This is a genomic window from Nocardia sp. XZ_19_231 (genome assembly GCF_015355705.1).
Classification (GTDB): Bacteria; Actinomycetota; Actinomycetes; order Mycobacteriales; family Mycobacteriaceae; genus Nocardia; species Nocardia salmonicida.
Map to the genome: position 1 here is coordinate 329,023 of NZ_JACUZI010000004.1, position 13,686 is coordinate 342,708.

General features: G+C 65.0%; 14 protein-coding genes. 2 read left to right on the forward strand and 12 right to left on the reverse strand.

All coding sequences use genetic code 11. The features are described from left to right. Window positions 1–11: 11 nt before the first annotated feature. The 10 genes from IBJ82_RS20085 to IBJ82_RS20130 form a co-directional block, all read right to left on the reverse strand. Window positions 12–1,196 (reverse strand): MCE family protein, encoded by a 1,185-nt coding sequence (locus IBJ82_RS20085; RefSeq protein WP_194827490.1) that lies wholly within the window; start codon window positions 1,194–1,196, stop codon window positions 12–14. After that, on the reverse strand, window positions 1,193–2,305 hold the full coding sequence (locus IBJ82_RS20090) for an MCE family protein (RefSeq protein WP_194827491.1): 1,113 nt from the start codon (window positions 2,303–2,305) through the stop codon (window positions 1,193–1,195). Before IBJ82_RS20090 ends, IBJ82_RS20085 begins: the two co-directional genes overlap by 4 nt. Continuing rightward, on the reverse strand, window positions 2,302–3,402 hold the full coding sequence (locus IBJ82_RS20095) for an MCE family protein (protein WP_194827492.1): 1,101 nt from the start codon (window positions 3,400–3,402) through the stop codon (window positions 2,302–2,304). The genes IBJ82_RS20090 and IBJ82_RS20095 overlap by 4 nt, the downstream gene beginning before the upstream one ends. After that, entirely contained in the window at window positions 3,402–4,415 is a 1,014-nt protein-coding gene (locus IBJ82_RS20100; RefSeq protein ID WP_194827493.1) for an MlaD family protein, read from the reverse strand. Before IBJ82_RS20100 ends, IBJ82_RS20095 begins: the two co-directional genes overlap by 1 nt. Further along, window positions 4,412–5,434: an MlaD family protein gene (locus IBJ82_RS20105; protein ID WP_194827494.1), complete on the reverse strand. Its 1,023-nt coding sequence runs from the start codon at window positions 5,432–5,434 to the stop codon at window positions 4,412–4,414. Before IBJ82_RS20105 ends, IBJ82_RS20100 begins: the two co-directional genes overlap by 4 nt. Further along, window positions 5,431–6,873 (reverse strand): MCE family protein, encoded by a 1,443-nt coding sequence (locus tag IBJ82_RS20110; RefSeq protein WP_194827495.1) that lies wholly within the window; start codon window positions 6,871–6,873, stop codon window positions 5,431–5,433. Before IBJ82_RS20110 ends, IBJ82_RS20105 begins: the two co-directional genes overlap by 4 nt. Window positions 6,874–6,882: 9 nt before the next feature. Continuing rightward, window positions 6,883–7,746 carry an ABC transporter permease gene (locus IBJ82_RS20115; protein WP_194827496.1) on the reverse strand — a complete coding sequence of 288 codons (864 nt, stop codon included), beginning with the start codon at window positions 7,744–7,746 and terminating at the stop codon, window positions 6,883–6,885. A gap of 1 nt (window position 7,747) precedes the next feature. Next, entirely contained in the window at window positions 7,748–8,566 is an 819-nt protein-coding gene (locus IBJ82_RS20120) for an MlaE family ABC transporter permease (protein WP_370585416.1), read from the reverse strand. 79 nt (window positions 8,567–8,645) lie between these two features. Further along, window positions 8,646–8,831, reverse strand: a complete 186-nt coding sequence (locus IBJ82_RS20125) for a hypothetical protein (protein ID WP_056817253.1) — start codon at window positions 8,829–8,831, stop codon at window positions 8,646–8,648. After that, on the reverse strand, window positions 8,831–9,055 hold the full coding sequence (locus IBJ82_RS20130) for a hypothetical protein (protein ID WP_194827498.1): 225 nt from the start codon (window positions 9,053–9,055) through the stop codon (window positions 8,831–8,833). Before IBJ82_RS20130 ends, IBJ82_RS20125 begins: the two co-directional genes overlap by 1 nt. 542 nt (window positions 9,056–9,597) lie before the next feature. On the opposite strand from IBJ82_RS20130, the gene IBJ82_RS20135 reads away from it, so the two are divergent. Then, window positions 9,598–10,764 (forward strand): thiolase family protein, encoded by a 1,167-nt coding sequence (locus tag IBJ82_RS20135; protein WP_194827499.1) that lies wholly within the window; start codon window positions 9,598–9,600, stop codon window positions 10,762–10,764. A 404-nt stretch (window positions 10,765–11,168) separates the two neighbouring features. Continuing rightward, window positions 11,169–12,167 carry an oxygenase MpaB family protein gene (locus IBJ82_RS20140; protein ID WP_194827500.1) on the forward strand — a complete coding sequence of 333 codons (999 nt, stop codon included), beginning with the start codon at window positions 11,169–11,171 and terminating at the stop codon, window positions 12,165–12,167. A gap of 60 nt (window positions 12,168–12,227) precedes the next feature. Here the strand turns inward: IBJ82_RS20140 and IBJ82_RS20145 are convergent, their stop codons facing one another. Continuing rightward, window positions 12,228–12,902 carry a TetR/AcrR family transcriptional regulator gene (locus IBJ82_RS20145; RefSeq protein ID WP_194827501.1) on the reverse strand — a complete coding sequence of 225 codons (675 nt, stop codon included), beginning with the start codon at window positions 12,900–12,902 and terminating at the stop codon, window positions 12,228–12,230. Between the two features lie 42 nt (window positions 12,903–12,944). Continuing rightward, window positions 12,945–13,676, reverse strand: a complete 732-nt coding sequence (locus tag IBJ82_RS20150; RefSeq protein ID WP_370585417.1) for an ABC transporter ATP-binding protein — start codon at window positions 13,674–13,676, stop codon at window positions 12,945–12,947. Window positions 13,677–13,686: the final 10 nt, after the last annotated feature.

Consider the following 13,686-nt stretch of genomic DNA (forward strand, 5'->3'; position numbering starts at 1 on the left):
TTTCGTGCTCCTTATCTTGGTGCGGGCACCGAGGGCTGGGACAATTCGTTGCCGGTCACACCGGGCGGCGGTCCCGCACCGTTGTCGGGTCCGGCGGGCCTTGGTGCGTTCGCCGACCCACGGACCTGCAGCGCGGGATTGTCGGTGACGCAGTAGTTGTAGAGCCGCACCCTGGTATCGGCGGTGGCCTGCGTGGGCAGAATCGGGACAGTGTCGTAGTCGCAGGTCGGTCGCGGCCACGGGTCGACGAGGGTGTAGAAGGCGTTGTCGTGAGCCGGGATGCCGACCGCCTCGGAGAAGCGGCTCAACGTCGGAAACAGCAGCTCGATCGCGGGCTGACGCAATTTCGCCGCCCTGGTGATCGCGACGAAATTCGTCACCAGGTCCGTGATCGGGTTCTGGGTGCGGGAAATGAAGCCCCCGAGCGTGGCCAGCTGCCCCGGCCCTTCCTGGAGCAGGTGCCGCAACTCGGCATCGGCGGCGGAGAACTGCTGGAACAGGGCGCTACCCGCGTTGGTGAGAGTTCCCAGGTCCGGTTGCGCGTTCGCGGTCGTCGAGGCGATGACCTCCAGATTGCGCAGCAGGTGCTCGGTCTGCGGTAGCAGATCGTTGAGCCCTGCCATCGCGCGGCTGATCCCGGAGATCATGTTGCGCAAGCCGTCCGGACCGCCCGCGAGCGCTTTGTCGAGTTCGTTGACGATGACGTTGAGGCGGTCGGGGTTCAATCCGCTGACCAGGCCTGACATGTTCGCCAGCACCGACTGCACCTGCACGGGCACTGCGGTGTCCGCCCGGGCGATGACGGAGCCGTCGCGCAGGTAAGGCCCGGTATCGGTCTCGGGGCGGAAATCCAGGTATTGCTCACCCGCGGCCGACAAGCGGGCGACGGCGACCGTGCCGCCGAGCGGAATCCGGGTGCCCTCCTCGATCTCGGCCACGGCCGCGATTCCGTCGCCGGCGACGCGCACGTCATCGACCCGGCCGACCCGAACGCCACGGAACGTCACGTCGCTGCCCTTGGTGAGTCCACCCGACATGGCCAGTTCGACGGTGACGACGTAGCGCGTACTCGTCGGGTCGATTCGCAGGACCGCGCCGCCCAGGTACCCGCTGCCCAGCAGTAGGACGACGACCAGACCGGCATTGGCGACCGCGATGCGATGGCGAACCAGCCATTCCCACAACGGTGAATTCATCGGGGCCCCTCTTGGATCGGCTGTTGCGGTGTGCTGTTGAGGCGGCCGGTCACCTTGGCGATCACGTCGGTGATGCTGCCGATGAACGCGGGCACATCGGTGCCGTCGGGCCAGCGGCTGCCGGCCGGATCGGTGATCGCACCGATATCGAGGTAGGACAGGATCGCTCCGACGGCCAGCGTCGGTCCTTGCACGCTGTCCATGACCGAGGGGTAGATCTTGTGGAGGCCATCGAGCGTGCCGGTGAGGTCATCGCCCATCTGCGCGAATCCGGACATCAGATTCTGGATGCTCTGGAACAGGCTGACGAACTGCGGCCCGTTCGTCGCGCTGAAGTCGCCGAGGGCGTCCATCGTCACTGCCACCTTGTTGATCAGGTCGACGATGGCCTGGTTGTTCTCGGCGAACAGCCCGATCAGTTGCGGGAAGTCGTCGGCCGCGGCGCCGAGTTCGGCCTTGCGCCGAGCCAATTCGCCGGTCAGCACCGACAACCCGGACAGCGTCGCGTCGAGGTCGCCGGTACGTGCGTTGAGCGCGGCGATGACCGAGGTCATTTCCCCGATCACGTGCTGCAGTTGGGGCGCTTTGCCCGCGAAGATGGAATTGAGCTCGGAGGTGACCTTGGCTGCCTGATTGAGTCCGCCGCCGTTGATCAGCATCGACACCGACATCATCAACTGCTCGACCGAGGCGGCCGATGCGGTGTGCTCGGCGCCGATGGTCGCGCCCTCGCGCAGCGGTGGTCCGGCGGCCTCGGTGCTGGGCAGGGTCATGGCGACGAAGATGTCACCGAGCGGAGTCGCCTGGCGCAGCTCCACGGTGGTGCCCTGCGGCAGTTGGATGTCGGTGCGGATCAGCATCTCGACATCGGCGAGGAACGAGGTAGTCGAAATTCCGGTGACGACACCGATGTCGGTGCCGCCGATCTTCACGTGGGCGCGATTGGGCAGATTGAGCGCGTCTCGGAAAGTGGCGTGCAAGGTGTAGCCGGGCCCGCCGATGCCCGGTTCGGGCATCGGCAGCTCGGCCACGGTCATCGAGCAGCCGCTGCTCGATGCGGCCACGGCAGCGGCGCAGAAGGCCGCGGCCAACGTGGTGCGCAAAGTCATTTCGTCAGTCCCAACAGCGCGGCGGTCAGCCCGAAGTCCGGGCCCATATCGGAGATTTTGCCGGTGCGGCAGCCGTCCAGACGCATCTGGACGCGCTCGCAGAACAGCGAGACCACCTCGCTGTCGAGCACGATCTTGTCGAGCAGACCGTGCAGACGCAGAGCCTGGTGTTCTCGGCTGATCGCGTTGTCGAAGTTCTGGAACATCAGCGGACCGACATCGATGATCTCGGTCAGATTGCGGGCATTGGCCCGCATCTGGGCTGCGATCGCGACGAACTTGGTGAGCGCGCCCGCGAGCTGATCCTGATTCTGGCCGACCACCGAGGAGGTATTGGTGATGAAGTCGTCGAGCTGGGTCAGCACCGCCTGCAGACCGGGGGACTGCTGCCCGAACAGCGCGACCAACTCGGTGATGCGCCCGCTGAAATCGCGGACGGTCTGATCGTTGTCGGCGATGATCTGGGTGATCTCACCGAGTTCGATGATGGTGTTGGCGATCTGATCCTTGTTGGCGAAAGTCAGCTCGAAAGCCGCCGACAGTTCGTCGAGCGTTTCGCGCAACCGGTCGCCGTTGCCGTCGAGCAGCGGGAAGAGCACCCGACTCGCCATTGGCCCGCTCTGGCTGTCGCCCTTGAGCGCCTCGCCCAGCTGATCGAAGTTGGCCAGGATCCGGTCCAGCTCGACGGGCGTCCTGGTGCGGGCCAGCGGCAGATGCGCACCGTCGGCGAGCTCGGGCCCTGAGCCGGTATAGGCAGGGGCGAGCTCGACGTGGCGGTTGGTGATCAGCTGCGGCGAGACCAGCGCCGCCATCGCTTCGGCGGGAATGCGAACATCGCGGTCGACCGACATCACCACCTCGACATAGCTGCCGCGCGGTGTCACCGAATCGACGACACCGACCGGCACCCCGAGCACGGAGACCTCGTTGCCCGCGTACAGTCCGGCCACATTCTCGAAGTCGGCGCTGATGCGCTTCTGCGCGCCCAGCACCTGGTTACCCAGTCCGGTCAGGCTGTCGGGCAGCAGGGCGCAGCCCGAGGCGAGCGTTGCGGCAAGGCAGACCGCCGCCAGCTTGCTCGTGCGTTTCGTCCTCATCAGTTGCACCCCTGTACGGCCTGTGCGAAGCACAGCCAGTTGTCCGGAAGGATCCACGGTGCCCAGATCTCGCCGTAGGGACCGTTGCCGAGCAGATTGTTGAACTGGCGCAACGTGATCGGGGCGTACTCGTAGATCCGGTCCAGGTTTTCCTTGTTCTTGGTCAGGCCGTCGGCCATCGTGTTGAGGTTCGCGATCAGCGGTCCGAGTTCATCGTTGTTCTCGATGCCCATGTCCTGCAGCAGCCTCGACATGTCGGCGACGTTGTCGAGCAGTTGCGTGAGCAGTGTCTGGCGCTGCTGCACGGCGGCCCCGATCGCTTCGCCCCTGGTGAGCAAAACCAACACGCTGTTGCGGTTGTCCGAGACCAGTTGGGAGACCTGGTCCATGCTCTTGAGCAGGGTGTCGACCTCGTCACGCCTGCTGTTGATCACCTGGGCGAGCGAGCCGATGCTGTCGAGGGCCTGCACCGCCATGGCGGGTGAATCGCCCAGCTGGGCACTGAACACATCGAGCGCGGTGCGCAGTTTTTGCGGGTCGAGGCGTTCGATCCGCTCGAACGAGGAGGTGTACTGCGGATCCTGGATGACCTTGCTCAGGTTGTACGGAACCTCGGTGCTGTCGAGCCGGATCCGGTCGTCGGGTAGCTCATTTCCGTCGCCGGGCCGCAGAACGATGTGCAGCCTGCCGAGGATGGTCGACATCTTGATCGCCGCGTGGGCGTTGGCGCCGAGGCGGATGTCCTTGCGGATCCGCAGCGCCACTTCTACCCGGTCGTTGACCAGCTTCACCGCCTGGACCTCACCGACCTCGATGCCGGAGACATCGACTGTCGCGCCGGGCCGAAGGCCCGCGGCCTGGGCGAACTCGGCGTGAACGGTCTTGTCTCCGAGTTGGATCTGGTTGATCAGACTCGAACCGCCGAGCAACACCAGCACCGAGAGGGCCGCGATCAGGCCGAGCCGCAGGTGCCGGTTGTGCCGCAGGAATGCTGGAACGCGTGGTTTGATCATCGGCACACTTCCGATTGTGAGGTGCCGCCGACCTGCGAGAACAAGCCCTCGGGCAGGAGAACGCCCCACAGGGAGACGTCGAGGCGGCAGATGTAGGCATTGCCGTAGGTGCCGTATTGGGTGAACCGGGCGACACCGTTGAGGAAGTCCGGGAATTCGACCGCAGCGCGATCGAGGGCGGCGCCGTTATAGAGCAACATCATCACGCCTGTCGTGGCGTTGCGTTGCGCGTCGGCCAATCCGGGTTTGACCTGATCGATGAGCGAGACAAGGCCGTTCGTCGCTCCTGCCACCCGTTCGACCGAACTCTTCAACGATTCGCCCTCGGTGTAGAGCCCGTCCATCAAACTGCGAGTCTGCGTGATCAGGGTCTCCAGCTCGTCGCTGCGGTTGGCCAGACCTGCCATCACCGAGCTGAGATTGCTCAGCACATCGCCGATGATCTGATCGCGTTCACCGAATGTGCTGGCCAACTGGGCAGCCTGGGTGATCAGCGCAGCCAACGACACCTCGTTGCCTTGCAGTGCCTGGATGAGGGTTTCCGACAGCGAATTGATCTGGTCGGGTTGCAGGACATCGAAGAGCGGCTCGAATCCGGACAACAGCGCCGAGACATCGAACGACGGCTCGGTCCGCTCGAGCGGGATCTGCGAGCCGGCGGGGACAACGGTGCCCTCGCCGGTGCCCGGCGCCAGCGCCAGGTAGCGCTGACCGATCAGATTCTGGTATCGCACCAGGGCTTTGGTGGTGTCGGTCAGGTGCTGGCGGGCCTCGATCTGGAAGTCGACCTTGGCGATGTAGTTGTCGGTGAAATCGATCTTGTCGATCCGGCCGACTCGCACACCCGCCATCCGGACGTCGTCGCCGATGCGCAATCCGAGGACGTCGGTGAAGACCGCCGAATAGCTCGTGGTGTTGCCGGGGACGCTGCGTTGCAGCGTCGACCAGATCGTGTAGGTGAGCAGCGTCGCCAGGACGGCGAAGAAGCTGAACCCGAGAAGTGCTTTGCTGGATTTCACTGTTGGACACCACCTTCGGCGTCGGGGACGATGGCAATATTGCCCAGGATCGACCCGAGCAGGAGCAGCTGACTGAACGTCGGTTTACCGCCGACCAGTGCCGACACCGCGGCGATGCCGCCCAGCCGAGACTGCGCCGCCGGGGTGGCGGCGGGCGCGGGAACGTGAGATGCGGCGGGTGCGGTGATCCCCGGGATAGCGGGCAGTCCCGGAATGGCAGGCAGACCCGGAATCGTCGGCAGGCCGGGAACCGTCGGCACGGTGATGCTCGGCAGCGCGGGCAGGCCGGGAATCGGCAGTACCGGTGCCGGTCCGGCGGACTCGAGCCGCTTCGGCAGCATCTGTGCCGGATACTCCTGCGGCGGTGCGACTTCGGGCACAGTGGGTCCGCCGCATCGGGGTCCGGCCATGTCGCCGTAGTGCGGGCAGTCCTTGGCGGTGTACTGCTGGAACGGTGTGAACGTCACATCCATACGCCAGGTCATCTGCTTGCTGGGGCCGAAGTTGAACGTTTGCTGCAGCCTGCGCAACGAGGTGTTGAGGTTGGCCGCCGTCGACTGCAGCGCGCTGGGATCCTTGGCTATGCCACCGAGCAGCTGGTCCAGGCCGGAGACCAATTCTCTGCCCGAATCGGGATTCGCGGCGAACAGGGCGTTGACCGATTCGATGGTGGAGTTGCCCTGGGTGAGCAGCTCCACCATCTGGGTGCGGTGCTCGTTGAGCGTGCGCGCGGTGGTCACCGAATCGGCCAGTACTCCGACCAGTTCCGGTGCCGACTGGCTCAGCGCTGTCGCCGCCTGACCGAAATTGTTGAGCAGATGGCCGATTTCGGGGATCTGGTGGATGGTGGTGAGCCAGGTGTCGAGACGCTCCACCGTGGAACCCGGTACGCGGCTGCTCGGATCGAGCGCTGCGGACAGGGTAGCCAGCACTCGGCCGATCTTCTCGGGCTGGATGGTGTCGAGCACATCGCGCAGGGTGTTGAGCGTGGTCTGCAGCTGGATCGTGGCCTCGCTGGTGTCCTCGCGGATGGTTGCACCCTCGCGCAGCCCCTCGCCGGTTCCCTCGTTGTCCACGAGCTGGAGCGACGAGACGCCGAAGATGTTGTCGGGGATGACGCGCACGGTGACCGTGTTCGGAATCGTCTGCGCCAGACCCGGCTTCAGTTCCAAGGTGGCGTGCTGGCGTTCGCCCTTGGCGACCATCTCCACCGAGCCGACCGAGCCGACCAGCATGCCGCGGTACTTCACGTCGGCGCGCTGGGGTAGCCCGTCACCGGTGCTGGTGAGGTCGGCACCGACCACCACCGTGTCCTCGAACTCGCCGTTGTAGCGCAGTGCGAGCAGATACAGAGCGACCGCGAACGCGGTGATCACCGCCAGTCCCGCGAGCGTGAGCTGCAGGGGTTTGGGGCCGCGGCCGCTGAGATCGAGAATCATTCGATCGACCTATCCCGAGATCCGGAATCCGGGGTCGATGCCCCAGATCGCAAGCGTGAGAAACAGATTGGTGAAGACCATGACGACGATGACCATCTTGATGGCCTGGCCCGCCGCGACGCCGACGCCTTCGGGCCCGCCGGAGGCGACGAAGCCGTAGTAGCACTGGATGAACGCCGCGATGAGGACGAACACCACCACTTTGAAGATCGAGAAGAACACGTCCCCGCCGATCAAGAACTGGAAGAAGTAGTGGTCATAGGTGCCTGCGGTCGTACCGCCCAGAAACAGCACCGACAGCTTGGTCGCTATGTAGGCGACCGCGAGGCCGAGTGTGTACAGGGGGATGATGGTGATCGTGGCCGCGATCATCCGGGTGGTCACCAGGTAGGGCAGCGGCCGGATCGCAATGGATTCCAGCGCGTCGATCTCTTCGGAGATCCGCATCGAGCCGAGCTGCGCGGTGAATCGGCAACCGGACTGGATGGCGAAGGCGAGCGTGCCCAGGATCGGCGCGATCTCACGGGTGGTGGCGAAGCCGGAGATGGCCCCGGTCAGCGGCCCCATCGTGAGCAGGTTCAACGCGGTGTAGGACTCGACTCCAACGGTGATGCCGCCGAACGCGCACAGCGCGATGACCACGCCCACTGTGCCGCCGCCGACGATGAGCGAGCCGTTGCCCCAGCCGACATCGGCGATCAAGCGGGCGACTTCCTTGCGGTAGTGACGCAGCGTGTACGGGATGGCGATCAGGGCCTGGAAGAACACGATGGCCTGGTGACCGAGGCGCTGATTGGCGTGGACGGGGATCTTGGCGGTCGCGCGAATCGCGCGGACCGGACGCAGTGCCGGTGGGATGTACTCGGCGGCCATCTCACACCACCTTCGCGGGGAAGAAGCTGTTGTACAGCTGGGTGACGATGATGTTGGTGGCGAACAGCATCAGGGCCGAGGTGACCACCGCCGAGTTCACCGAATTCGCGACACCGCCGGGACCGCCTTTGGTGTGCAGTCCGATGTCGCAGGCGATGATCGCGGTGAGCACACCGAAGATCGCCGCCTTGAACAGTGCGACCATCAGGTCGTTCGCAACCGCGAACGAGGAGAACGAGCTGATGAACGATCCCGGCGTGCCCTGCTGGGCGTAGACGTTGAACAGGTAGGCAGTGGCGAAGCCGACGAACACGATGAACCCGCACAACAGGATGCTCACCAGTACGGCGGCAACCAGTCGCGGGACGACCAGTCGGCGCACCGGATCCACGCCCATCACCTTCATCGCGTCGATCTCTTCCCTGATCGTGCGGGAGCCCAGATCGGCGCAGATGGCCGAGCCGACCGCGCCGGCGATCATCAGTGAGGTGACCAATGGTGCGCCCTGGCGGATGATGCCGAGCCCGGCGACCGCGCCGATGAAGGTGGTGGCACCGACCTGGTTGACCAGCGCGCCGACCTGGATCGAGACCACCACCGCGACCGGAATCGCGACGAACACAGTGGGCAACGCCGAGACGTTGGCCATGAACGCGCACTGTTTGATGAACTCCTGGAACGGAAAGCGCCGGTGCACGAGAGAGAGGAACAGCTGCGCGATCGTTGCCCTACCGAGCAGGACCTGCCTGCCCAGAGTCTCGATCGATTGCTGGGGATGCCGTCGCCAGAGCCCGGTGGCACTGTCGATGAGCCGTCCGATCTCGGACGGTTCGGTGGCCGGTTGCGGCGTCACGCTGCACCGATCCTTTCTTGCTGCGGGGGAATGTGTTCCCGGCTGCTCAGAGCGAGCTCAGCCAGTGTTCGAGGAGGACGACGAGTGCGCCGACGGCCGCCAGACACAGGGCGATGACGCAGAGCAGCGCGATCCACATACCGAATCGGAGAACAGGATTTACCTGTGTCCGCCCGCCCAGGATCTTGACGATGATCACGACGATGTCGATGACCCAAACCAGCGCCATCATCAGGTCATCGTCACATTCGCGAAGATGAGGACCGGCCAACAGACGATCGATCCGATGAACGAGGCGACCAGGTCGACCCCGTGAAGGTCACTCAGATGACTGGTGTGGGTGAGTGTCCAGATGGTCCCCACCAGGCCGTAGGGGATGCCGATGATGATGAGGGTGCCGATCAATTCGGACACCTTCATCTCATAACTGAGAAACCTGTCCAGTCGTCGCAACATGGTGGTACCGGTGTCCTTCCTCGGGACCTTGGACGACGTCAGGCCTGCCGGCCGCCGTCGTTGGCGGTGCGATGTTGTTGTCGAGCGTTCTTCTGGTGTGGACCGAAGAGTGATCGTTTCTGTGGCTCGGGAGGCCGACCATCGAAGATCAAGTTACTACCCATTCTCATCGCTGTGATGAGAATTACCGGTAACATATCTCATAGATTCGGGATTGCCTATAGGGCGCCGAATCGAGCGCTGTCGCAGGTCGCGCCCGCGGTGTCCTTCTTGTGGGTCACCCGACGCGCAGGTCGGCGCGGACCGATCGCGAGTGGGGGACCACCGCATCGGCACCGGACGCTGTTGAGGGGTGCGTGCCGGTGCCGATGCGGCCGCGCATCATGCCCCCAACTCATGATGCTGCGGAATCGACAGTAACATAATCTGTCAATAGGGGGCTAACAGCTGGTATTGGCCATGATTCGACGGCTAGTGATAAGAATGGATATTAACTTACTCGAGGGATGTCGTCGTATGGTCGGCGACCGTGCAGGAGGTTCATGATGTCAGCTGTCATCGTCGATGTGGTTCGTACACCGTCGGGTCGGGGTAAGTCCGGCGGCGGACTGTCGTCCGTTCATCCGGCCACTTTGCTGGCCGGTGTGTTGGCAGAGTTGGTCGCGCGCACCGGGATCGACCCAGCCCTCGTCGACGATGTGATCGCCGGCTGTGTCACCCAGAGCGGTGAACAGGCCAACAACATCGCCAGGACCGCGGTGCTGGCGGCAGGATTCCCGGAGTCGGTGCCAGGCACCACGGTTGACCGACAGTGTGGTTCGAGCCAGCAGGCCGTGCATTTCGCCGCCCAGGGTGTGCTCGCCGGCGCGTACGACGTGGCGATAGCCTGTGGCGTCGAGTCGATGAGCCGTGCCCCGATGTTCTCCAACACCCAGGGCAAAGACTCCCTGCGCGGCCCGCTCGCCGCTCGTTACCCGGCCGGCCTGATCGGACAGGGGATCGCGGCCGAGATCATCGCTGCCCGTTGGAAACTGGACCGCGCGGTTCTCGACGAGTTCGCGGCGCGCTCGCATCGGCTGGCTGCCGCCACTGCGGCATCAGGGGGCTTCGACGCCGAGCTCGTTGCCGCCGGAGACCTCGTTGCCGACGAGACGATACGCACCGGTACCACTGTCGAAGGCTTGGCGAACCTGCGCCCCGCCTTCACGGATCCCGCTCTCCTCGACCGGTTTCCGGAGATCGACTGGTCGGTGACCGCGGGCAATTCCTCGCCGCTCACCGACGGCGCGTCGGCGGCTCTCATCATGAGCGAGGCGATGGCGGCGAAACTGGGGTTGACCCCTCGCGCCCGCTTCCACTCCTTCGCCGTCGTCGGCGACGATCCCACACTCATGCTCACCGCCGTCGTCCCCGCGACCCGCAAGGCGCTCGAGCGGGTCTCGCTCACCGTCGACGACATCGATACCTTCGAGGTGAACGAGGCGTTCGCCCCGGTCCCGCTCGTCTGGCAGCACGAGCTCGGCGCCGACCCGGCCAGGGTCAATCCGCGTGGCGGCGCCATCGCGCTCGGCCACCCACTCGGTGCCTCCGGTACCCGTTTGCTCGCGACGATGGTCAACCATCTCGAACAGACCGGCGGTCGCTACGGGCTCCAGACCATGTGCGAGGCGGGCGGCCTGGCCAACGCCACCATCATCGAACGCCTCTGAGGCCACGCCGATAGACGAGTGCCCGCCGGACGCTACGAGCGATCGGCGGGCGGGTTCGTGAAGGGCGGGGACACAGGACTCGCGGCAGTGGGGACAACAGGGCCTGGACATCCCACGCCGCGAGCCTTGTGCTCCGGGAGCGAACTCCCGGTCGTGTCCACCCGGCGCCGCGGTGCATGCCCGCTTCGCGGCGTGGGTGAATGGTCATCAACTTATTGATCGCGAGCGACGCTGTCAATCACTTGCAAACCCTCTGCTGTATCTTTCTTCGGTTGCGGAATAGTCAGTAACATATTGGCATTGCCGGTGTACCCTTGGCACCGAACCGCGTTCGCGAGGTGCGTCGGGCTGCTGTGCGTCGCCTCGGCTGCTCGGTCGCGCGGCACATCTGGGAAAGGATGACGATGAGCACGGCAATCAGGCCTGGCGAACCCAATTACGTAGACCCACACAGTGATTCCTACGTCGATGAAGGCACGGCCCCGGCGTGGCGTGGGTCGGCCACCCCAGCGGTGGAATTCACGGCGCCGGAGCGTGCGCTGACTCTCGATCGGGTTCGCCTCCATATTCCCGACACCCACCGGTCCCCGCGCAAACGGCCGGCTCAGTTGGCCGATGCCTTGGACTTCTGGATGTTCGCGGGTGCGGCCGCGAACGTGGCGATGCAATTCGCGCACCAGGGAGTCGCGGCGGGTGTGATGGAGAGTCAGGTCGAATCCGGTGCGCTCATGGTGCATCCGTGGAAGCGGTTGCGGACCACCTCCGCCTACCTCGCGGTGGCGGTTCTCGGCAGCGACGAGGACAAGTCGGCCATGCGGGAGGCGGTCAATGTCGCGCACCGCCAAGTCAGGTCGCGGCCGGATTCGAAGGTGAAATACAACGCCTTCGACCGAAACTTGCAGATGTATGTGGCCGCGGCGATCTACATCGGTTTCGAGGACACCCACCAACTGCTCTGCGGCAAGATGACCGCCGACGAACTCGAGGCGTTCTACCAGGGTTCGGACACCTTCGGCACCACGCTCCAGGTACACCCCGATATGTGGCCGAAGACGCGCGCCGAGTTCGACGAGTACTGGCTGGAGGCGTGCAAGGGGGTGGTGTGCGACGACGAATTCCGCGCCTACATCGACGATCTGCTGCACCTGCGAATGGTCCACTGGTCCATCCGGGTGACGTTCGGCAGCCTGCTGCGGTTCCTGACCGCGGGCTTCTTGCCGCCGCATTTCCGCGAGCAGATGGCGGTCGAATGGAGCACCGCGGATCAGCGCCGATTCGAGCACCTTTTCCAGTTCGTCGGCTTCGTCAACCGCTTCATCCCGAAGTTCATCAGGTTCGCAGGCACCAACGCGATGATGCGCGACGTGCGCAACCGCATCAGGAAGCAGCGTGCCCTCGTCTGATCGAACGGGGCCGCTGACCGCGGCGGGTGAGGCGTTCGCCTCGCCGCCGCGCTCGAGCCGCTATGGCGTAGTCGGCACGTGGGTGTCGATCGCACGCAGTTGCTCGGGGTCGACGGCTCGCAGAACCGCGAGCGATGCTGTGATCGCCAGATCGCAGGCCGTGCCGATGTCGGCCCCTGCGAGGATGACGGCGCGATAGGCAACGTCCAAGCTGATGCCGAGAAGCATCGTGGCGAGTGTGTCCGCGCCGCCGTGGATGGGAGTTCCACGCTCGGCGTAGTTGGCTCGCAATCGTTCGGCGATACGCGGTTCGAGAGCGGCGGACAACCGACGCCCGGGGTGGCTGTCGTCGTATCGGTTGTCGAGTAGGACGCGGAATCCTTCGGGGTGCCGGCGGGCGTAATCGAAGAGCGACTCGATCGAATATCGGGCCCGCTGCCCGTAGCCCATCGTCTCGCCGTTGTCGTAGATCTCGAACATCCAGGTGGTCAACGCGGCAAGCTCTCGTTCGATAACAGCGTCGATGAGTGCGTCGCGGGAGCCGAAGTGGGCATAGAGGGTCACTCTGGAGGTATCGGCGCGTTGCGCGATGGTATCCATGGTGGCTCGATCAACGCCCACCTCGGCGATCACCGCGCATGCCGCATCCAGGAGTACGGAGTCGGTCGGGCGATTGCGGGTGCTGCGGCGCGCGGGCGCTTTCGCGCGGCGATCAGGGTGCCCGGTTCCGGCCAACCTTCCTCCTCGATGCTGTCCCACGTACCGTTCGTGGCGGTGTCATCCTTCGGTATTACCGAAGTAGGCCGCCTCGACCCTATCTCGGCGACCACGGAGCTCGGCGGCGGAGCCGGACAACACGGCTCGGCCGTGATGGAGCACGACCGCCGTATCGGCGATCGACAACGCCAGTTCGATGTGTTGTTCGACCAGCACCACGGCCATATGCTGGTCGTCGGCGATCTGACGCAGCCGGGGGAGCAGGCCCTCCACGGCGATCGGCGACAGCCCGAGGCTGAGTTCGTCGACGAGCAGGATCTTGGGTGCGCACAGCAGTGCTTTCGCCAACGCGAGCATCTGTTGTTCGCCGCCGGAGAGTGTGCCGCATCGGCGCGAACGCATCGACCGCAGCGCGGGGAAGTAGTCGAAGACGTCATCGACGGAGGGGCCGTGCTTGCGCCGGGCCAGGCGCAGATTGTCGTCGACCGACAAGCGGTGGAAGACGCCCCGGCTGTCGGGGACCAGGATGATGCCGCGGCGCGCGTTGGCTTCCACCCGTCGGTCCAGCGGTTCGCCGAGCGCTGTGATGATGCCGGACAGCGCAGGCAGCGCCCCGACCGACGCGAGCAGAGTGGTGGTCTTGCCCGCCCCGTTCGGACCCAGGAGTGCGAGGATCTCGCCCGCACGCACCTGGGCGTTCAGATCGCGCACGGCGGGCACGCCACCGTATCCGACGGTGAGCCCTTCGATGTTCAGGGCGGGCTTCGCCTCGATCAGCGGCGTCTCCGGCATCGCCGATGTG

Excerpts from the sequence above, each read along its gene's own strand:
- IBJ82_RS20085 (WP_194827490.1), bottom strand. The coding sequence starts at position 1,196 with ATGAATTCACCGTTGTGGGAATGGCTGGTTCGCCATCGCATCGCGGTC.
- IBJ82_RS20090 (WP_194827491.1), bottom strand. The coding sequence starts at position 2,305 with ATGACTTTGCGCACCACGTTGGCCGCGGCCTTCTGCGCCGCTGCCGTG.
- IBJ82_RS20095 (WP_194827492.1), bottom strand. The coding sequence starts at position 3,402 with ATGAGGACGAAACGCACGAGCAAGCTGGCGGCGGTCTGCCTTGCCGCA.
- IBJ82_RS20100 (WP_194827493.1), bottom strand. The coding sequence starts at position 4,415 with ATGATCAAACCACGCGTTCCAGCATTCCTGCGGCACAACCGGCACCTG.
- IBJ82_RS20110 (WP_194827495.1), bottom strand. The coding sequence starts at position 6,873 with ATGATTCTCGATCTCAGCGGCCGCGGCCCCAAACCCCTGCAGCTCACG.
- IBJ82_RS20115 (WP_194827496.1), bottom strand. The coding sequence starts at position 7,746 with ATGGCCGCCGAGTACATCCCACCGGCACTGCGTCCGGTCCGCGCGATT.
- IBJ82_RS20125 (WP_056817253.1), bottom strand. The coding sequence starts at position 8,831 with ATGATGGCGCTGGTTTGGGTCATCGACATCGTCGTGATCATCGTCAAG.
- IBJ82_RS20130 (WP_194827498.1), bottom strand. The coding sequence starts at position 9,055 with ATGTTGCGACGACTGGACAGGTTTCTCAGTTATGAGATGAAGGTGTCC.
- IBJ82_RS20135 (WP_194827499.1), top strand. The coding sequence starts at position 9,598 with ATGATGTCAGCTGTCATCGTCGATGTGGTTCGTACACCGTCGGGTCGG.
- IBJ82_RS20140 (WP_194827500.1), top strand. The coding sequence starts at position 11,169 with ATGAGCACGGCAATCAGGCCTGGCGAACCCAATTACGTAGACCCACAC.
- IBJ82_RS20150 (WP_370585417.1), bottom strand. The coding sequence starts at position 13,676 with ATGCCGGAGACGCCGCTGATCGAGGCGAAGCCCGCCCTGAACATCGAA.